Genomic DNA, 18,409 nt, shown 5'->3' on the forward strand with positions numbered 1-18,409 from the left:
ACTTAAAACGTAGTGTTGTCATTTGTCAGATTTTGCGTAAATTTGCCCGCAATTTTAAACTTGCATAATCGTATGAGTATTATTCAGATAAAAGACAAGTCGTTTACTACGTTTATTACAGAAGATAGAATATTGAAAGAAGTATCGCGTGTGGCTGATGAAATAAACCGTGATCTGGCAGGAACTGAACCTCTGTTCCTCAGCGTATTGAACGGTTCGTTTATGTTTACGGCCGATTTGATGAAGCGCATCAATATCCCATGCGAAATATCTTTCGTAAAGCTTGCTTCCTATCAGGGAACATCTTCTACCGGCAAGGTAAAGGAACTTGTCGGGCTGAACGAAGATATTACCGGCAGAACCGTTGTTATAGTAGAAGACATTATCGATACCGGTTTCACAATGGAACGTCTTGTAGAGACACTGCGTGCACGTAATCCTAAAGAGATACGCATAGCTACATTGCTGGTAAAACCGGACAAGCTCCAGGTTAAGCTCAATATTGATTATGTGGCTATGAATATACCTAACGATTTTATTGTGGGGTATGGTCTGGATTACGACGGAAAAGGACGAAACTATCGCGATATATATACAGTGGTCAATGAATAGGTGACAAGGTTTCAGATACAAGTTAATAGAAGGTTCCCGTCCGGATGGTAACCTTGTCTACTCGTTAACTTGTAAACTAGTCAACTAATTAAAGAACTTATAAACTCAAAAACTAGAATAAAATGTTGAACATCGTAATTTTTGGCGCACCGGGTTCAGGTAAAGGAACTCAGAGTGCACGTATAGTAGAAAAGTATGGTTTGAACCACATTTCAACAGGCGACGTATTGCGTGCTGAAATAAAGAATGGTACAGAACTTGGTAAAACAGCAAAAGGTTATATCGACAATGGTCAGCTTATTCCTGATGCATTGATGATTGATATCCTTGCAAGCGTATTCGATAGTTTCAAAGACAGCAAAGGTGTAATCTTCGATGGTTTCCCACGCACTATCGCTCAGGCAGAAGCTCTTAAGGAAATGCTTAAGGTTCGTGGTCAGGAAGTTTCTATCATGCTCGACCTTGAAGTTCCTGAAGATGAACTTATGACTCGTCTTATCAAGCGCGGTCAGGAATCAGGACGTGCTGATGACAATGAAGAAACAATCAAGAAACGTCTTGTAGTTTATCACTCACAGACAGCTCCACTTATCGACTGGTACAAGAACGATGGCAAATATCAGCACATCAACGGTCTTGGTACTATGGACGGTATCTTTGCTGACATCTGTACTGCAATAGACAAACTTTAATTTATAAGGAGTTAAAGAAGTTAAAGAAGGTAAGGGAGTTAAAGAATTTTGCTTCCCCATCTAACTTCTCTAACTTCTTTAACTTCCCAACTAACTTCCCAATCTAACTTCTTTAACTTCTAATAAAAAATATGGCTGAATCGAATTTTGTTGATTATGTAAAAATCTACTGCCGCTCCGGTAAGGGAGGTCGTGGCTCGGTACACATGCGCCGTGAGAAATATATTCCCAACGGTGGTCCGGACGGGGGCGACGGTGGTAGAGGAGGTCATGTAATTCTGCGTGGTAACCGCAATTACTGGACGTTGCTTCACCTTAAGTATGAACGCCATGTGTTTGCCGAACATGGAGGCAACGGCTCCAAGAACAAGAGCTTCGGTAAGGACGGTGCCGACAAAGTGATAGAAGTGCCGTGCGGTACTGTGGTATACAATGCTGAGACCGGAGAATATGTATGCGATATAACAGACCACGGTCAGGAAGTAATCCTGCTTAAGGGTGGACGCGGAGGCTTGGGCAACTGGCACTTTCGTACAGCTACGCGTCAGGCACCGCGATTTGCACAGCCGGGCGAACCTATGCAGGAAATGACAGTAATACTCGAACTTAAACTGCTGGCCGATGTAGGTCTCGTAGGTTTCCCTAACGCAGGTAAGTCTACCCTGCTTTCTACAGTTTCGGCTGCACGTCCTAAGATAGCCAACTATCCGTTTACTACACTTGAACCAAACTTGGGCATCGTGTCATATCGTGATGGAAAATCTTTCGTCATGGCAGATATTCCCGGTATCATAGAAGGAGCAAGCGAGGGTAAGGGACTCGGGCTCCGTTTCCTCCGTCACATAGAGCGAAACTCACTGTTGCTCTTCATGGTGCCGGGCGATACGGATGATATACGCAAGGAGTACGAAATTCTTCTGAATGAGTTGGCTACATTCAATCCTGAGATGCTCGACAAGCAGCGCGTTCTGGCAATAACAAAATGCGATATGCTTGACGATGAGCTTATCAGTATGCTGGAACCTACATTGCCCGAAGGAGTTCCTCACATATTTATATCTTCTGTAGCAAATATGGGTATACAGCAACTTAAGGATATTTTATGGGCTGAACTCAATAAAGAAAGCAATCAGCTTGAAGCTGTAAGGCGTGAAGCTATTGTGCATCGTTCCAAGGATGTCTCAAAACTCCAGCAGGAACTTCAGGATATGGGCGAAGATGAAGACTTTGAATACGAATACGAGGATGCAGATGAAGACGACTTCGAGTATGAATACGAAGAGGAAGACTGGGATGAAGAACCGGAAAAATAATGAATAACTTATTTTCAACAGATAAAAGAATGTTAGTGTACGGTTTAAATGAATCGTATGCTGACATTTTTTGTTTCTCTACCACCCGTCACGGAGGATACAGCACCGGGCAATACTCCTCGTTCAACAGCAATCACTATTGTGGCGACAGTCCTGAAGCTGTGGTGCGTAACAGAAAACTCCTTATGGAGATTATGCCGTGCCGTCCGCAGGCATTGGTCATTCCCCATCAGGTTCACTCCAGCGAGGTGTGTAAAATAGATTGCAATTTCCTTGAATCTGACGAGGCGGAACGTAAAGAGTTGCTTGAGGGTGTCGATGCCGTAATAACAAATTTGCCGGAAGTATGTCTGTGTGTGTCTACTGCCGACTGTATACCCGTTCTCTGTTATGATGTACGCAATAAGGCCATTGCTGCCATACATGCAGGATGGCGAGGTACTGTGGCACGAATTGTAGAGAAAACATTGCAGGAGATGAATGTAACATACGGAACACGCATGCAGGACGTAGCAGCTGTAATCGGACCGGGCATTTCATTACAGTCGTTCGAGGTTGGCGACGAGGTATATCAGGCATTCCTTGATGCCGGATTCCAGATGGAACGGATATCTCGCCGATATTCAAAGTGGCATATCGACCTTTGGGAAGCAAACAGACTGCAACTTGTTTCGGCAGGTGTTAATGAATCAAGCATAGAAGTGAGCGGCATATGTACATATATAAATAATGATGATTTTTTCTCCGCACGAAGGTCCGGTATAAAATCCGGCAGAATTATTTCGGGGATAATGCTGAAAAAAGAATAATCTGTAATATATTAAACATAATCAATATATAAAGCGTTAATATGGAGAATAGGAAAATAAACATAGTCGTTTCCGACGAATTGAAGCAGGCATGGCCTGGATTTCAGGGCGCAGCAGTCTTTGCAAATGTCAGAAACTCTGCATATAACGAACAACTGTGGAAACGTATCGATGAATTTACCGAACTTTACCGTTCCAGATACACCACAGATTCCATAAAGGATATGCCGTCAATACAGGCCACACGCCAGGCGTATAAGAAGTGTGGCAAGGACCCAAGCCGTTACCGTCCGTCGTCCGAAGCATTATGCCGCCGCATACTTCGTGGCATTCCATTGTATCAGATTGATACTTTGGTGGATCTCATCAACCTGGCTTCCATCAATTGCGGTCACTCCATAGGGGGATTTGATTTGGACAAGATACAAGGCGATGAACTGGTTCTTGGCATAGGCAAGGCAGGCGAGCCCTATGAAGGTATAGGTCGTGGCGAACTGAACATTGAGGGTATGCCCGTATACCGCGATGCAGTAGGAGGAGTGGGAACTCCTACGAGCGATAATGAGCGTACGAAGATAACTGCCGGTACCACCCGCCTGCTGACGATTATGAATGCTTATAGCGGCAAGGAAGGTTTGGAAGACGCCGTAGATTTTATGGTTGGTCTGATGAAGGAATTTGCCGAAGCTACGGATATAGAGATAGTTTATTTTAGTTGACAAGGTCTCAGTTATAAGTTGACAAGGCTTGCCGTCCGGATGGAACTTTGTCAACTCACAAACTTAAAAAACTCACAACATGGATATAGAAAAGATTTTAACAGAAGGAATAGTATTTAAAGGAGCCAAATCGCCGGCTGCCAAGAAAGAGGAAAAGGTAAAGACAAAGGCAAAAAAGAAAACCTATATCACCGGACTTCATAATTCCGGTGCAGCAAAGATGAAAGCAGAGATTCGTCGTCGCAGGGCAAATCGTCATAAAAACGGATAAACTGTTCTGTTTTTAAGATTTTGATTAAATTTTTCAATGAAAAGTAATTTTTATAATATATTTTTTTCAAATTTGATTTTAAAATAAAAACTGAATAGTTTAACAACTAAAAAATGAGAGTTATGAAAAAAGTTTTAATGACTTTAATGGTGATGTTTGCAGTGGTTACTGCTTACGCACAGGAAATGTATGTTGCAGGTGGTATTAGTTTATGGAGTAATCACGATGCAGAAGTTACAAATTTCTCTATCAGTCCTGAATTTGGTTACGGACTGAATGAAAAATGGTCTGTAGGTGGTCAGTTGATTCTTGACCTGACAGGTGGTGATGGAACTCGTGGAACTACAGCATTTGCAATTGCACCATATGCACGTTATTCATATTATGAAAATGGTATAGTGCGTCTGTTTCTTGACATGGGACTTGGATTGTCTGTCAACAAGGTTAAACATTCTGATGCAGACGCAGGTTTTGAACTTGGTGTAAAACCGGGTATCGCCATTAAACTGAATGACCATTTCAGCTTTGTTTCTAAGATAGGTTTTGCCGGATTCCGCCAGGACTACAGAGGCAATGACAATAGCGGCTTCGGTGTAGGAGTATCGGGCGAAGATATCTCTATAGGTATAGAATACGCATTCTAAAAACAGACATTTATATACTTAAAAAAATGCCTTGTCATTTAAATCAAAACGCTTTGTCGTTTTGACTAAAACGACAGGGCATTTTTTTATCCGTTATTTTGTATAGTATGTCATTAATTTATTTAAATTTGTGTCCATACTAATATAAACTGAAGAAATATTATGAAGAAACTGTTGGTTGCCATGTTATGCCTGCTGTCTTTTTTCCCGACAGTAGCACAGAATAAAGTACAGTGGGGATTGGAAGTCGGTGCCGGCATGTCGGCATGGATGGGAAAGAATGCCGATGGCAGTAAGCCATTGTTCAATCCTAAAGTAGGAGTGACACTCGACATTCCATTGAATTGGCTTGTATCTTTTCAGACAGGTGTAAACTGGACTTCGAAAGGAGCAAACTGTGGAACAGATAAAGATTTTGTTATAGGTAGAGTTCAGGTTAACCAAAACTATTTTCAAATGCCATTATTGGCTGCATTTCATGTAGGAGCGACTTCAATGTTTGATATGGTGTTTACCGTAGGTCCATATATAGCATATGGAATTTCCGGTGAATCAGAAACAAAAGTGGATGCGCTTACCATGTCGTGGCCAACTTTTGATGATTTATATTATCAAAAAAGTTTTTACGAAGGTCATAACCGCTTCGATGCCGGTGTACAGGCCGGAGTAGGCCTTGATTTTAAGGAGTGGACAGTGGGTCTTGATGCCGATTTCGGATTCTGCAAGATTGCTTCAGGACCATCTCCATATAATTTTGCGATGTATTTCACAGTGGGATATAAATTCTGATAAATATATATACATTTATATAACCTCTCTCTTGGTTTTCTGCCTTTTGGTGGAAAATAGTTGATGAACTTATTTTAACACAGTTATCAATTGTTAAGCGGGGGTGTTAATTATTTAAAAAACGCTCCCCCGAACGTGGATTTTGATAACTTAATGTTAATTTCTGTTCTTAAGTAGGAGAGTATGCATTGAGTTACCATAATCCGTTTTAGTGTAAAAATTAAAATGGATTTTTTTTATTATGGTAAACAGCTGTAGGTTAGATTCATTGTCGGGCGTGGATTCCGGGGTGTCGGAATCTTCGGTTCTGTGCATTATCAGTTTGTCGCATGGCAGCTCTCTGCCGGTTTTGGCTTCAGCCGGTGGTGCAATAGTGTTTGTGCTCGAGGGGCAGGTCGGGGCTGTTGCTTCTTCAGGTGCTATATCCCCTATAAGTAGTGGCAATATGTTTTTTATGCCGAGCCACAGCAATACGGAATATGTGTCAGTTACCGCTTCGCGTATCCTTTTATGTAAATTTTCATATGATGTAAATCCGTGTCTGCTGTCTTCGTTTCAGCAGATACTCTCTTCTGGTTCTCTGCCACCTTCGGCCGGCATGTGTGCCTTGCCGTTTTGCGAAACAGTAAGCCATTTCATTGACAGTCTTCTTCTGGCAGGCAGTGAAATCCTTTCATATCCCCAGTACCAGCAAACCAAGCGCGACGAGGTTCTCATGTATATACTGTCCGGCTATCCGGAAAGAGAACTTTCCGGGTTCTTCAGTCATATCAGTGTCAGCGAACTGATGTTCTGCGACTTCGTAATGGCACATTACAAAGATGTGACTGATATCAAGGAATTTGCAGCCTTGGCCAATATGAGTGTAAGTACCTTTACCCGTCGTTTCAGGCAAGTGTTCAATACTTCCGTTTCGGCATGGCTCATAAGTATGAAGGCAGCCGATATAATATCCGAAATCCGTCATACAGACTTTACCTTTGGCGAAATAGCCTTTCACTACGGATTTTCCTCATCCTCATATCTTGTACGTTTCTGCAAGAAACATTTCGGCAAATCGCCTTCCGAACTGAGACGCGAATACTCTTTGTCTGGCGCAAACAGATAGTATCACCTAATAATGACCGATTAGTGTAAAATCCGTCATGCCTGATGTCAGTAAATTTGCATACTGTTTTGTATATAATATGAACTACGTTTGCCAAAAAATGATGACATTGGGTAAATCAATTACTATAATATTGTTTATTATTGCGTTTTCATGCAATGGTCTGGCTCAGACAGTGGGTCTGAAGTCCAACTTTCTTTATGCACTTACCACAACCCCCAATATAGGCATGGAGACGCGCATATTCAAGAAATCTTCCATAGGCTTCAATGCCGGTTTCAATCCTTTCCGTCTGCCTGCACCTTCGGGCGTGACACAGTCCACAAACCCTAAACTCTTTCACTGGATAATAGTTCCCGAATATAAATACTGGTTCTGCCGTCCTTACGAGAGGTGGTATGCCGGTGTGTATGCCGATTACGGCAAATACAATCTTGGGGGAGGCAAGTTTCTTGGCATAAAGGACCTGGAGCGCTACCGTTACGAAGGCTCGCTGGTGGGAGGCGGAGTCAGTGTGGGCTATCAGTGGGCGTTTGCCCGACGCTGGGGAGTGGAGGCATCATTGGGAGTGGGATATATGCTGCTGGACTATCGCAAATATTATGCCGGAGCCTGCGGAGCACTGGTGAAACAGGCCAAACGTCACTACATAGGTCCTTCCAAGGCATCAGTATCAATAATATATTATATCTACTCAAGTTTCGCAAGTACTCAAATAATGTAATAAAAAAAGGCTAAAGAGTTTGATAATTCAATGATTATCACTATATTAATGTCGCCAAACAAACATATAGCACCCTTTAGCCATGAACAAAAATAGACATATTATCGGTGAACTCCAAGAGTTTTTTGCAAACAATGACTCCAGCAAGGCAATAAACAGCATATCAACCATTATGAACAGCATAAGGATACAAAGCAAAGTTATCGGGTCAGTTAAGAATCCGAATTGCAAATTCACCTGCCTTCAGGTGTTACAACTGCTTGTTCTGTTCCCGTTCTTTTCAATTAAGAATGCTGCCAACTATTCGTCTTCTGCCCTGGGTAAGATGTTTGTCTGCCACAAAGACATGTTCTATCGTTTCATGAACGACGGCAACATCAATTGGCGACGTATAATCTACTCGGTTTTCAGGCAGTTGTATTCACGTGTGAAACGCAGAACGACATTGAAGTCGGACATCAGATGCGTCATCATCGATGATACAGACCTTCCGAAGACCGGATTCAAGACCTAGAAGATTGGCAAGGTATTCTCTCATACCCAAATGAAGCCTATACTTGGATTCAAGGCAATGTTCCTCTGCTTTACGGATGGTGTATCCCAGTTTCTCCTTGACTTTTCTCTCCATGGAGAGGAGGGAAAACGAAGCGATAAGCCACAGTGGTTATCCAAGAAACAGACGGAGGCTCGCTATTGTAAGGAACACTCAGGGGATGAGCGTATTGCCAGGCGTAGCGCTGAGTATTTTGCAAGTAAGATTGAGACGGCCATCAGCATGCTCAAGCGCTCAATCATAGAGGGTGTACGTTTCGATTATCTTCTTGTTGACAGCTGGTTTACCTGCTCTGAACTTTTGAAGTTCGTGGTCTCAAGGCACTTTGGATGCCACCTTATCGGAATGATAAAGATGGGCAAGACAAAGTATGAGACAGATCTTGGAAACAAGACAGCGCCTGAACTTATCAAGGCTCTCCAGAAATCCAAGAACGTAAAGTATAGCCGCTCAATCGGTTACTACACAGCAATTGTCTCTGCTAAAATCTCCAGCATTAAGGTCTGCCTGTTCTTCTACAGAAGAGGCAAGAACGGCAATTGGAATGCTCTGCTTACCTCGGATTTGAAACTTGATGCGAAAGAAGCCTTCAGACTTTACTCAAGAAGATGGGTTATCGAAGTGGCTCACAAAGAGATGAAGCAAAATCTTAAACTCGGAAAGAACCAGTGCAGAGACTTCGCCGGACAGATTGCAGGCATATCATTGTGCGTACTGCAATACAATATTCTCAGTTATGTCAAACGCTATGAGTCATACGAAACTATCGGAGGACTCTTTGCTGAAATTTCAAAGAACTCTGTTGAACTTTCAGTAGCAGAAAAAATCTGGCTGCTGATTGTAGAAGTTATAAACGTCATTGCCGAGGTACTTAACTGTGATGCAATGGTTCTGACTGAACAAGTAATATCAAACGATAAACAAATCAAAGCTGTGAAGCAGGCTTTCGACAGGCTGACACCAGCCGCCTGAGGAGCTACACTTTACTTGCGAAACTTAAGTTATATGAAAGGTAATGAATCTTATAAATGGACAGCAGATAATGTTGAAATGCCAGCCGAATTTACCGCAAATAATTTACCGGAAAACGTATATCTCGGTCGTGAAACTGATAATTTCGCTTTCAAGTACCTTGTTAAGCCTGGCGAAACATTTACGGCAAGTGGTTCATTTACTTGTTATGATAACACTAAGAATTATACCATATCAGGCAAAACTGTATCTTCAGGGAAATATAAGCAGTTTAATATAGAATCTACTATATTAAAAGGTCCAGAAGAGGAAATTCCTCATGTCCTGAAAATAGGTGACTATTTTATGAAAAGTGGAGCCTTGCTTGATGAAGTTCCGGCAGGTGAAGTGGCAAACTGTATGGGTGTGGTATATTATGTAGGCAATACCGGTGTGGCAGGCAAGAGTTTAGGATTGATTGTCGGACTTAATGAGATTTATTCTACTCAATGGGGTACATATGGTGAGTCTTCAGGAGTAAGTACAGATCAAACAAAGTTTAATGGTTATGAAAATACAACTTATCTGACATCTAATAAATCCGATTATGCAATTGTAAAAAGTTATAATACTCTAAAAGGGCAGGAAGCGTCAGAAACGAATAATAAAACATCCGGATGGTATATACCTTCTGTGGCAGAAATGAAAGTATTTGTATCGGCTTATGCCACAGTGAATGGCCAACTGGGTAAGATAAAGAAGACACAGCTCTCCGCTAGTGGCTACTGGTCCAGTACGGAGCACAGTAGCAGCGGTGCGCACTTCGTGGTCCTGGATAGCGGTGTCGTGGGCAGCTTCAATAAGGGCGACGACCGCAGGTTGCGCCTTGTTTGCGCTTTTTAGTTATTTATCAATTTAAAAATTTATCTATTAAAAAACTAATCCCGCGTAAGCGGGAAAAAATCAGAAATATGTCGTTGGCAGAGGAACTGAATATATATAAGGACTGCACGGAGCTATTGAACAGGCTGTATCAACTCACTCAGACATTTCCGCGCTTCTTTAAATATGGTCTTGGAGTGAGAATGACGGAACGGTGTCTCTGCACTCGTTTCTGGAGAGCAAGATAGATAATAATTAAAGAGAACAGTAAAATTCTGAACAGAAAACCGCTTTGCATATGTTTTTCTGTTAAGAATTTTACTGTTTTTATTATTGTTTCCCAAGTCGATATTATAAACAAAACTCCTGACAGACGTATTGATTGAGGTAAGACAATTGACTAAAGGAAGGCTGTAAAAACAAATAACCAAATTTGGTTTTTAGCAAAAACAAATGTATTTTTGTAGAAGAACCATATAAAAGACAGCAACATGTATGAGGAATATATCAAATCAGAAAGGACGCCGGCAGGAAAAGTTCTGGAACATATTTTGCGAAAGGCAAAAATAACCCAAAAGCAACTATCCAACAAAACAGGCGTATATCCGCAAAGAATCAGTGAACTAATTAAAGGTACAAGGGATTTTACTATCCAGCAGTCCATAGCCATAGAAAAAGCACTGGGAATAGGAATTGAGGGCTATTTCTATAAGATACAGGCTAATTATGAAGTTTATGCCTATCTGACAGAAAAAGAACTGACAAGACACCCTGACTTGTCGAAATTCGGCATGGCATTGTTTTGGGATACAAGACTGGAAAAAATTAACTGGATAAAAAATAAGGAGTGGGTAATTCAGCGCGTATTTGAATATGGAAACCGTCAGGAAATAGAGGAAATCATCCGGTTTTATGGCAAAGAAACGATACAAACTGTATTGCGGAACATACACAGCGAATGGAAAAAAGAAACAAGAGAAAGAAACTTTAAAGAATTTGTATAATGAAACTTCATTATGAAACCGTATCGCCCCAATTAGTCCGTTGCCTGAAAACGATTCAACAATCTGATGTATTCAAAGACTTTAACTTGGTTGGTGGAACGTGCCTAAGCCTTCAATTAGGACATAGGCGCTCTATAGATATAGATTTGTTTACGGACATAGACTACGGAAGCATGAATACGGCAGCCATGAAGCTTTTCTTGCAAGAAAACTTCCCATATTCAGAAAATTTGGACAGTTTAGACCAACCGGCTTTGGGATATACCGTCCGCATTGGCGAGTCTCAGAATGATTGTATAAAGGCTGACTTTTTTTATACTGAAAACTTTATCTTCCCTCTCAAATATACAGACGAAATAAGACTTGCAGATATAAGAGAGATTGCAGCGATGAAAATAAAGGCAATCGCACAGGAGGAACCCCGGCAAAAAGACTTTTGGGATATTTATGAACTCAGTAACACCTATAGTCTGGAAGAAATGATAGAATGGGCGATGATGCGTGACGGATGGAGCTTTACGAAACAAGATATCAAAGCCGGATTTGAAAGAATCTTTGATGTCAAGGAATGTCCTGAAGGAATAGACTGTTATAGGGGATATGCGTGGGAACTTATCGGTATGGATCTAAAGATAGCTGCAGAGGAATATTTTAGTCAGGAGAAAGACTAAAATACTGCAAGAATAAGTGCTGTATCTGACAATAGAAGAATGAAATATGATACAGTCTCATTGTTGCGTCTATAAATGGGGAAATCTGAATAACAAAAACTCCTGACAGAACCTTTTGAAAAGTAACTGTCAGGAGTTTTTCTGTTATTTGTATAAGGCAGAATATTAATGGTGGAACAGACGTATGCCTGTAAACGCCATTGCAATGCCGTATTTGTCGCAAGTCTCGATAACATGGTCATCGCGTACGGAACCACCAGCCTGTGCAATGAATTCTACACCACTCTTGTGGGCACGTTCGATATTGTCACCGAAAGGGAAGAATGCGTCTGATCCAAGAACTACACCTTTCAGTGTGTCAAGCCATGCGCGTTTTTCTTCGCGGGTAAGAACTTCAGGCTTTTCTGTGAAGAACTGCTGCCATACTCCGTCTGCCAATACATCGTCGTGGTCTTCGCTTATGTAGATATCGATAGTATTGTCACGGTCTGCACGGCGGATTTTTTCAACCCAAGGCAAGTTCAATACTTTCGGATGCTGACGCAAATACCAGATGTCTGCTTTATTTCCTGCAAGACGTGTACAGTGGATACGGCTCTGCTGTCCGGCACCGATACCGATAGCCTGACCATCCTTGACGTAGCATACAGAGTTTGACTGAGTATATTTCAGAGTGATAAGCGCAATCATAAGGTCACGCTTTGCAGCATCTGTAAAGTTCTTGTTCTGGGTAGGTATGTTCTGGAACAAATCTTCGCCGTTCAGCTTGATTTCGTTTCTTCCCTGTTCGAAAGTTACACCGAATACTTCCTTAGTTTCGATAGGAGCCGGAACGTAGTCTGGCTCAATCTTGATTACATTGTAAGTACCTTTGCGTTTTGCCTTCAGGATTTCAAGTGCTGCATCTGTATATCCCGGAGCAATAACACCGTCTGAAACTTCGCGGTTGATGAAACGTGCAGTCTCTTCGTCGCAGATGTCGCTCAGAGCAATAAAGTCGCCGTAAGAAGACATACGGTCGGCACCGCGGGCACGTACATACGCATTAGCAAGTGGAGAAAGAGGAAGACCATCGACGAAATAAATCTTTTTCATAGTTTCGTCCAGTTCAAGACCGATGGCAGCACCGGCAGGGCTGACATGTTTGAAAGATGTTGCTGCAGGCATTCCTGTAGCTTCTTTCAGTTCTTTTACTAACTGCCATCCGTTCAGTGCATCAAGGAAGTTGATGTAGCCGGGGCGTCCGTTCAGGACTTCGATAGGCAGTTCCCCTTCTTTCATGAAAATACGTGCAGGCTTTTGGTTAGGATTGCATCCGTATTTCAGTTCAAGTTCTTTAGCCATAATTATTTCTTGTTTATGAATTCTGTTACAAAAATACGGTTTTGTCCGCTGTTTTCCTATATGGTTTTGATTTTTTTGTAATTTATATGTATGAATGGTATGAAATTATGTGTTACCTTTACAGTGCTTAAATTATATATATAAGGATTATGATAGACGAACTGATAGAATTCAACAAATCTTTTGTTGAAACTAAGGGATATGAGAAATTTCTTACAACTAAATATCCTGACAAGAAAATAGCTATTGTGACGTGTATGGATACACGCCTTATAGAGTTGCTTCCTGCTGCCTTGGGGCTTAAGAATGGTGATGTGAAGATTGTTAAGAATGCCGGAGGAACAATTACGCATCCTTTTGGTAGTGCCATGCGAAGCCTTCTGGTTGCTATTTATGAACTCGGTGTGGAGGAAATTATGATTATAGGACATACGGACTGTGGCGTGCAGCATATGGACAGTGATGTGATGCTTGCGCATATGCGTTCACGCGGGGTGTCGCAGGATCATATTGAGATGATGGAGTATTGTGATGTGGATTTGCGTTCGTGGCTGAGTGGCTTTGATGATACAGAGGATGCCGTACGCAAAAGTGTTCATATTGTAAGACACCATCCTCTGATGCCGGCAGAGGGTATAAGGGTGAGGGGATTCATTATGAATTCTGTTACAGGAGAACTAACGGAGATAGAATCTGACTGATATAATAAAAAAAGGTTGGGGCATTACAGCTCCAACCCATCCAATAACTGTATATAAAGGCTTATTGCCTCTTCTATTTCATTTATCATGATATATTCGTCGGCCGTATGCGAACGTGATGATTTGCCCGGACCTATTTTCACGGAGGTGAATGGCATTAGTGCCTGGTCGGAAAGGGTAGGCGAACCGAATGGAGTTTTTCCAAGTGCCACGGCACGTTTTACGATAGGATGATCCGGAGATATACTGGAAGAATTTAGTCTGAACGATCTTGCCTTTATCTCGCTTCCTATATTTTTCTTAATTTCTTCGAAAAGAGCTTCGTTTGAATAGCATTCGTTGCTGCGTATGTCTACCACTATGCTGCATGTGTCCGGAATTACATTATGTTGTGTACCGGCATTGATTTGTGTAACTGTCATTTTAACCGGTCCTAAAAGAGGTGATTCCTTTTCGAACTTGTGTGTGCGGAACCATTCTATATCAGGAAGGATTTTGTATATGGCATTGTCGCCTTCTTCGCGTGCTGCATGTCCAGAACGTCCATAGGCCGTGACATCGAGTACCATTAAACCTTTCTCAGCTATGGCCGGATTCATCTCTGTAGGTTCGCCCACTATGCCCAGTGTAATGGGGGGTAGCTGTGGAAGCACACTTTCGATACCGTTTTTGCCTGAAACTTCTTCTTCGCATGAAGCAAGGAATATCAGATTATATTTCTGCTCTGTAGCACTTAGGTGTTTGTAGACCTGGAATAACGATACTAACGATGCACCGGCGTCGTTGCTGCCTAAGCCGAACAGCTTCCCATTGTCTATTTTGGGAGTGAATGGTTGCTTGCGCCAACCGTTAACAGGTTTAACAGTATCTATATGAGAATTTAGAAGAATTGTGGGTTTTGAAGTATCGAACATGGGACTTATGCACCACACGTTGTTGCCCATTCGTCCGGTCATTATGCCGGATTCCTCTATATATGTCTGGAGGAAATCGGCTGCTGCGTCTTCCTCTCTGCTTATGGATGGTATTCCTATCAGAGACTGAAGCAGTGTTACAGCCTCAGATGTGTAATAACTTGTATCTGTCATCATATTTATTCTGATATTTTATGGCAAAGATATGTTTTATTTTAGTATATAGTAACAAAATTGTGGTAAAATAGAAAAATATAATTAACTTTGCGTATTAAGAATTCTAAATAAGTATATAAAATGGGCAAATCATTTTTGTCGGACCTTGTTTTCCGTCAAGCTAAGAAATACGGTGAAAGAGTAGCAATAAAGTATCGTGACTATTCTGTTTCGTCATGGATTTCTGTTTCGTGGAACAAATTTGCAGATAAAGTAAAGCGTGTATCCCGCGCAATGGTTGCACTGGATGTTAAGGAACAGGAAAATGTGGGTGTCTTCTCTCAAAATATGCCGGAGTGTTTTTATGTGGATTTTGGTGCTTATGCCACCAGAGTGGTTACAATTCCGCTATATGCCACAAGTTCTGAGGCACAGGTTCACTATATAGTTCAGGATGCATCTATAAGGTATATTTTCGTAGGAGAACAATATCAGTATGAAGTGGCAAGACGTGTACAGGGATTATGCAAGTCGCTGAAACAGATTATTATTTTTGACCATAATGTAAAGAAACTCCCTGGTGATACAAACTCGATTTATTTTGATGATTTCCTGAAGTTGGGTGAAGATGAATCGTTACAGCAGGAAGTGGACAGACGTACCGAAGCTTCCAGTCGGGATGATTTGGCAAATATCCTTTATACATCTGGTACTACCGGCGAATCCAAAGGGGTTATGCTCCATCATTCATGTTTCGAATTCGGAATTAAGGCTCATTACGGACGTCTGAAAACTCTATCTGATAAAGACGTAATAATGAACTTTTTACCGTTTACACATATCTTTGAGCGAGCATGGTCATATCTGTGTATAGACAGAGGCTGTACTTTGTGTGTTAACTTAAGGCCTACCGACATTCAGAAAACCATAAAGGAAATACGTCCTACGGCAATGTGTAGCGTTCCACGTTTTTGGGAGAAGGTGTATTCCGGAGTTATGGAAAAGATAAACGAAACTACCGGAATAAAAAAGAAGCTTATGCTTGATGCGTTAAAGGTGGGTAAGGAATATAATATAGATTGCCTTATGAACGGCAAAGAACCGTCGGCCATACTTAAAATGAAATACAAATTCTATGAAAAAACTATTTATAGCCTGTTGAAGAAAACTATAGGTATAGAAAATGGTAATTTCTTTCCAACGGCCGGTGCTGCCATACCGCCAAAAGTAGAGGAGTTTGTAAGATCGGTAGGTATAAATATGATAGCCGGATACGGACTTACTGAAACTACAGCTACTGTAACATGTCAGTGGATTGACGATTACAAAATAGGTTCGGTGGGAAGAGTGTTGCCAGGAGTTGAAATTAAAATAGGCGAGAATAATGAGGTCCTGGTAAAAGGAGAAACTGTAACAAAAGGGTATTATAATAAGGAGGCTATAACAAAAGATTCGTTTACTGCCGACGGATGGTTCCACACGGGTGATGCAGGTTATATAGAAGATGGACGACTGTACCTTACTGACCGTATAAAGGATTTGTTCAAGACATCCAACGGTAAATATATAGCTCCGCAGGCTATAGAAACAAAACTGGTAGTAGATAAATATATTGATCAGATTTCAATAATAGCAGACCAAAGGAAATATGTGTCTGCCCTTATTGTGCCAGAGTATTCGCAGGTGAAAGCTTATGCAGAAAGTAAGGGTATAGAATATTCTGACATGAAGGATTTGCTTGCCAAGCCGGAAATCCAGGAATTATTCCGTATGCGTATAGATACATTGCAACAGGAATTTGCACATTATGAACAGATTAAGAAGTTTACATTGCTTCCGGAACCTTTCAGTATGGAAAAAGGTGAGCTAACTAATACTCTGAAAATAAAGAGACCTGTATTGATGAAAAACTATGCAGAGCAGATAGAGAAGATGTATGAAGAGTAACTTGGTCATTTTGTGATTTTTGACTAACTTTGTAGCCGCAAAAATGGAATAAGATGATTACAATAGAACAACTTAAGGATTTAAAGGAACGCACAGAAGCGCTTTACCGCTATCTGGATATTGAAAACAAGTTGGTACAGGTGGAGGAAGAACAGCTCCGCACTCAGGCACCTGGATTTTGGGATGATGCTAAGAAGGCTGAAGCTCAGATGAAGAAGGTGAAAGGAATTCAGGCATGGATTGACGGATATAAAGAAGTGAAGACTTTGGTAGACGAACTGGAATTGTCGTTCGACTTCTTCAAGGATGAACTTGTGACAGAACAGGAAGTGGATGAGGCATACAGTAAGGCCCTGGTAGCAGTTGAAGAGCTTGAACTGAAGAATATGCTTCGTTCGGAAGCTGACCAGATGGACTGTGTGCTGAAGATAAACTCTGGTGCAGGTGGTACTGAAAGCCAGGACTGGTCGTCGATGCTTATGCGTATGTATATGCGTTGGGCTGAAAGTAACGGATATAAACTTTCTGTAGCCAATCTGCAGGAAGGTGATGAAGCTGGAATCAAGACTGTTACGATGAATATCGAAGGACCTTATGCCTATGGATATTTGAAAGGAGAAAACGGAGTTCACCGTCTGGTACGTGTGTCGCCGTATAATGCACAGGGAAAACGTATGACTTCGTTTGCTTCAGTTTTCGTTACTCCTTTGGTGGACGATTCTATAGAAGTTACTATTGAACCGGCACGTATATCTTGGGATACTTTCCGAAGCGGTGGAGCCGGAGGTCAGAACGTTAATAAAGTAGAATCTGGAGTACGTTTGCGCTACCAGTATAAAGACCCATACACAGGAGAAGAAGAAGAAATTCTTATTGAAAATACAGAAACGCGTGACCAGCCTAAGAATAAGGAAAATGCAATGCGTCAGTTGCGTTCTATTCTTTATGATAAGGAACTTCAGCATCGTATGGAGGAGCAGGCTAAAGTTGAGGCTGGAAAGAAGAAGATAGAATGGGGCTCTCAGATACGAAGCTATGTGTTTGATGACCGTCGTGTGAAAGACCATCGTACTAACTTCCAGACATCTGATGTGAATGGTGTTATGGACGGTAAGATAGACGGATTCATTAAGGCTTATCTGATGGAGTTCTCGGATAGTGAGGCTTGATTTCTGATATTTTTTTGTGTTCTGTTTTTGGTTTTTATTAATTAAATAGTAATTTTGGGGTAAGTTAATATAAAAATATTTGCTATGAGCCAGAAACATAACATCAAAAGACAAAATTACGAGAAACGTCAAGAACAAAAGGCTGACAAAGTTTTTAAAATAGTATGCATCTCTCTTTTAGTTTTGGGAGTGCTATTGGCTGTTGCATATAGTGTGGCTGTCTGACTTTTCTAAAGTATAAATAAAGGCTGTCGGGTGTGAACATTATCCGGCAGCCTTTGTTCTATTTAATAACAGAGGATAAAAAAATATTACTGTCCGCTAAAGACGTGAATTCCCTCCCAACTTGCTGAAATAGATAAGTTGGGAGTTATTTTCATATCAGACAAGCCCCTCTTATGAGCTTATTACCTCCTTAGGTGGTGGTTCTGCTGCC

At 41.4% G+C, this 18,409-nt stretch carries 20 protein-coding genes and 1 pseudogene; 19 read left to right on the forward strand and 2 right to left on the reverse strand.

Annotation, left to right across the window (positions count from 1 at the left end):
• The first annotated feature begins 72 nt into the window (after window positions 1–72).
• From hpt to I6E11_RS00700, 15 genes and pseudogenes are all read left to right on the forward strand, one after another.
• Entirely contained in the window at window positions 73–612 is a 540-nt protein-coding gene (gene hpt / locus I6E11_RS00625) for a hypoxanthine phosphoribosyltransferase (RefSeq protein WP_235335922.1), read from the forward strand.
• A gap of 122 nt (window positions 613–734) precedes the next feature.
• Complete coding sequence (locus I6E11_RS00630) at window positions 735–1,304, forward strand: adenylate kinase (RefSeq protein ID WP_154043290.1); 570 nt, start codon at window positions 735–737, stop codon at window positions 1,302–1,304.
• A gap of 131 nt (window positions 1,305–1,435) precedes the next feature.
• On the forward strand, window positions 1,436–2,617 hold the full coding sequence (gene obgE / locus I6E11_RS00635) for a GTPase ObgE (protein ID WP_235335923.1): 1,182 nt from the start codon (window positions 1,436–1,438) through the stop codon (window positions 2,615–2,617).
• Entirely contained in the window at window positions 2,617–3,426 is an 810-nt protein-coding gene (gene pgeF, locus I6E11_RS00640) for a peptidoglycan editing factor PgeF (RefSeq protein WP_235335924.1), read from the forward strand. The genes obgE and pgeF overlap by 1 nt, the downstream gene beginning before the upstream one ends.
• A gap of 41 nt (window positions 3,427–3,467) precedes the next feature.
• Window positions 3,468–4,145: a B3/B4 domain-containing protein gene (locus tag I6E11_RS00645; RefSeq protein WP_235335925.1), complete on the forward strand. Its 678-nt coding sequence runs from the start codon at window positions 3,468–3,470 to the stop codon at window positions 4,143–4,145.
• A gap of 79 nt (window positions 4,146–4,224) precedes the next feature.
• On the forward strand, window positions 4,225–4,416 hold the full coding sequence (locus tag I6E11_RS00650) for a hypothetical protein (protein ID WP_235335926.1): 192 nt from the start codon (window positions 4,225–4,227) through the stop codon (window positions 4,414–4,416).
• A 122-nt stretch (window positions 4,417–4,538) separates the two neighbouring features.
• Entirely contained in the window at window positions 4,539–5,060 is a 522-nt protein-coding gene (locus I6E11_RS00655; protein ID WP_235335927.1) for an outer membrane beta-barrel protein, read from the forward strand.
• A 162-nt stretch (window positions 5,061–5,222) separates the two neighbouring features.
• Window positions 5,223–5,849, forward strand: a complete 627-nt coding sequence (locus I6E11_RS00660; protein ID WP_235335928.1) for a porin family protein — start codon at window positions 5,223–5,225, stop codon at window positions 5,847–5,849.
• 241 nt (window positions 5,850–6,090) lie between these two features.
• Window positions 6,091–6,957, forward strand: a complete 867-nt coding sequence (locus tag I6E11_RS00665; protein WP_235335929.1) for a helix-turn-helix transcriptional regulator — start codon at window positions 6,091–6,093, stop codon at window positions 6,955–6,957.
• A 109-nt stretch (window positions 6,958–7,066) separates the two neighbouring features.
• A complete protein-coding gene (locus I6E11_RS00670; RefSeq protein ID WP_235335930.1) occupies window positions 7,067–7,681 on the forward strand; it encodes a DUF3575 domain-containing protein in 615 nt (204 codons plus the stop codon).
• 82 nt (window positions 7,682–7,763) lie between these two features.
• Window positions 7,764–9,206 (forward strand): annotated as a pseudogene (locus I6E11_RS00680) (IS4 family transposase).
• 33 nt (window positions 9,207–9,239) lie between these two features.
• The gene (locus tag I6E11_RS00685) at window positions 9,240–10,088 is read left to right on the forward strand and encodes an Lcl C-terminal domain-containing protein (protein WP_235335933.1); all 849 of its coding nucleotides are present in this window, start codon (window positions 9,240–9,242) and stop codon (window positions 10,086–10,088) included.
• Between the two features lie 68 nt (window positions 10,089–10,156).
• Entirely contained in the window at window positions 10,157–10,315 is a 159-nt protein-coding gene (locus tag I6E11_RS00690; RefSeq protein WP_235335934.1) for a four helix bundle protein, read from the forward strand.
• A gap of 243 nt (window positions 10,316–10,558) precedes the next feature.
• Window positions 10,559–11,071: a helix-turn-helix transcriptional regulator gene (locus I6E11_RS00695; protein WP_235335935.1), complete on the forward strand. Its 513-nt coding sequence runs from the start codon at window positions 10,559–10,561 to the stop codon at window positions 11,069–11,071.
• Window positions 11,071–11,742 carry a nucleotidyl transferase AbiEii/AbiGii toxin family protein gene (locus I6E11_RS00700; protein ID WP_235335936.1) on the forward strand — a complete coding sequence of 224 codons (672 nt, stop codon included), beginning with the start codon at window positions 11,071–11,073 and terminating at the stop codon, window positions 11,740–11,742. Before I6E11_RS00695 ends, I6E11_RS00700 begins: the two co-directional genes overlap by 1 nt.
• A 165-nt stretch (window positions 11,743–11,907) precedes the next feature.
• Here I6E11_RS00700 and I6E11_RS00705 read toward each other — a convergent pair whose 3' ends face one another.
• Window positions 11,908–13,089 (reverse strand): phosphoribosylaminoimidazolecarboxamide formyltransferase, encoded by a 1,182-nt coding sequence (locus tag I6E11_RS00705; protein WP_317221504.1) that lies wholly within the window; start codon window positions 13,087–13,089, stop codon window positions 11,908–11,910.
• A gap of 146 nt (window positions 13,090–13,235) precedes the next feature.
• Between I6E11_RS00705 and I6E11_RS00710 the strand changes: the two genes are divergently transcribed.
• On the forward strand, window positions 13,236–13,787 hold the full coding sequence (locus tag I6E11_RS00710; RefSeq protein ID WP_235335938.1) for a beta-class carbonic anhydrase: 552 nt from the start codon (window positions 13,236–13,238) through the stop codon (window positions 13,785–13,787).
• Window positions 13,788–13,810: 23 nt separating this feature from the next.
• On the opposite strand, the gene I6E11_RS00715 is transcribed toward I6E11_RS00710, so the two are convergent.
• Window positions 13,811–14,875 (reverse strand): M20 family metallo-hydrolase, encoded by a 1,065-nt coding sequence (locus I6E11_RS00715; RefSeq protein ID WP_235335951.1) that lies wholly within the window; start codon window positions 14,873–14,875, stop codon window positions 13,811–13,813.
• Between the two features lie 123 nt (window positions 14,876–14,998).
• On the opposite strand from I6E11_RS00715, the gene I6E11_RS00720 reads away from it, so the two are divergent.
• The 3 genes from I6E11_RS00720 (at window position 14,999) to I6E11_RS00730 (ending at window position 18,198) form a co-directional block, all read left to right on the forward strand.
• Entirely contained in the window at window positions 14,999–16,804 is a 1,806-nt protein-coding gene (locus tag I6E11_RS00720) for an AMP-dependent synthetase/ligase (protein WP_235335939.1), read from the forward strand.
• 53 nt (window positions 16,805–16,857) lie between these two features.
• Window positions 16,858–17,973: a peptide chain release factor 2 gene (gene prfB, locus I6E11_RS00725; RefSeq protein WP_235335940.1), complete on the forward strand. Its 1,116-nt coding sequence runs from the start codon at window positions 16,858–16,860 to the stop codon at window positions 17,971–17,973.
• An 84-nt stretch (window positions 17,974–18,057) separates the two neighbouring features.
• Window positions 18,058–18,198, forward strand: a complete 141-nt coding sequence (locus tag I6E11_RS00730) for a hypothetical protein (protein WP_235335941.1) — start codon at window positions 18,058–18,060, stop codon at window positions 18,196–18,198.
• Window positions 18,199–18,409 lie beyond the last annotated feature (211 nt).

It is taken from the genome of Bacteroides caecigallinarum (genome assembly GCF_021531075.1).
Lineage (GTDB): Bacteria > Bacteroidota > Bacteroidia > Bacteroidales > Bacteroidaceae > Phocaeicola > Phocaeicola caecigallinarum_B.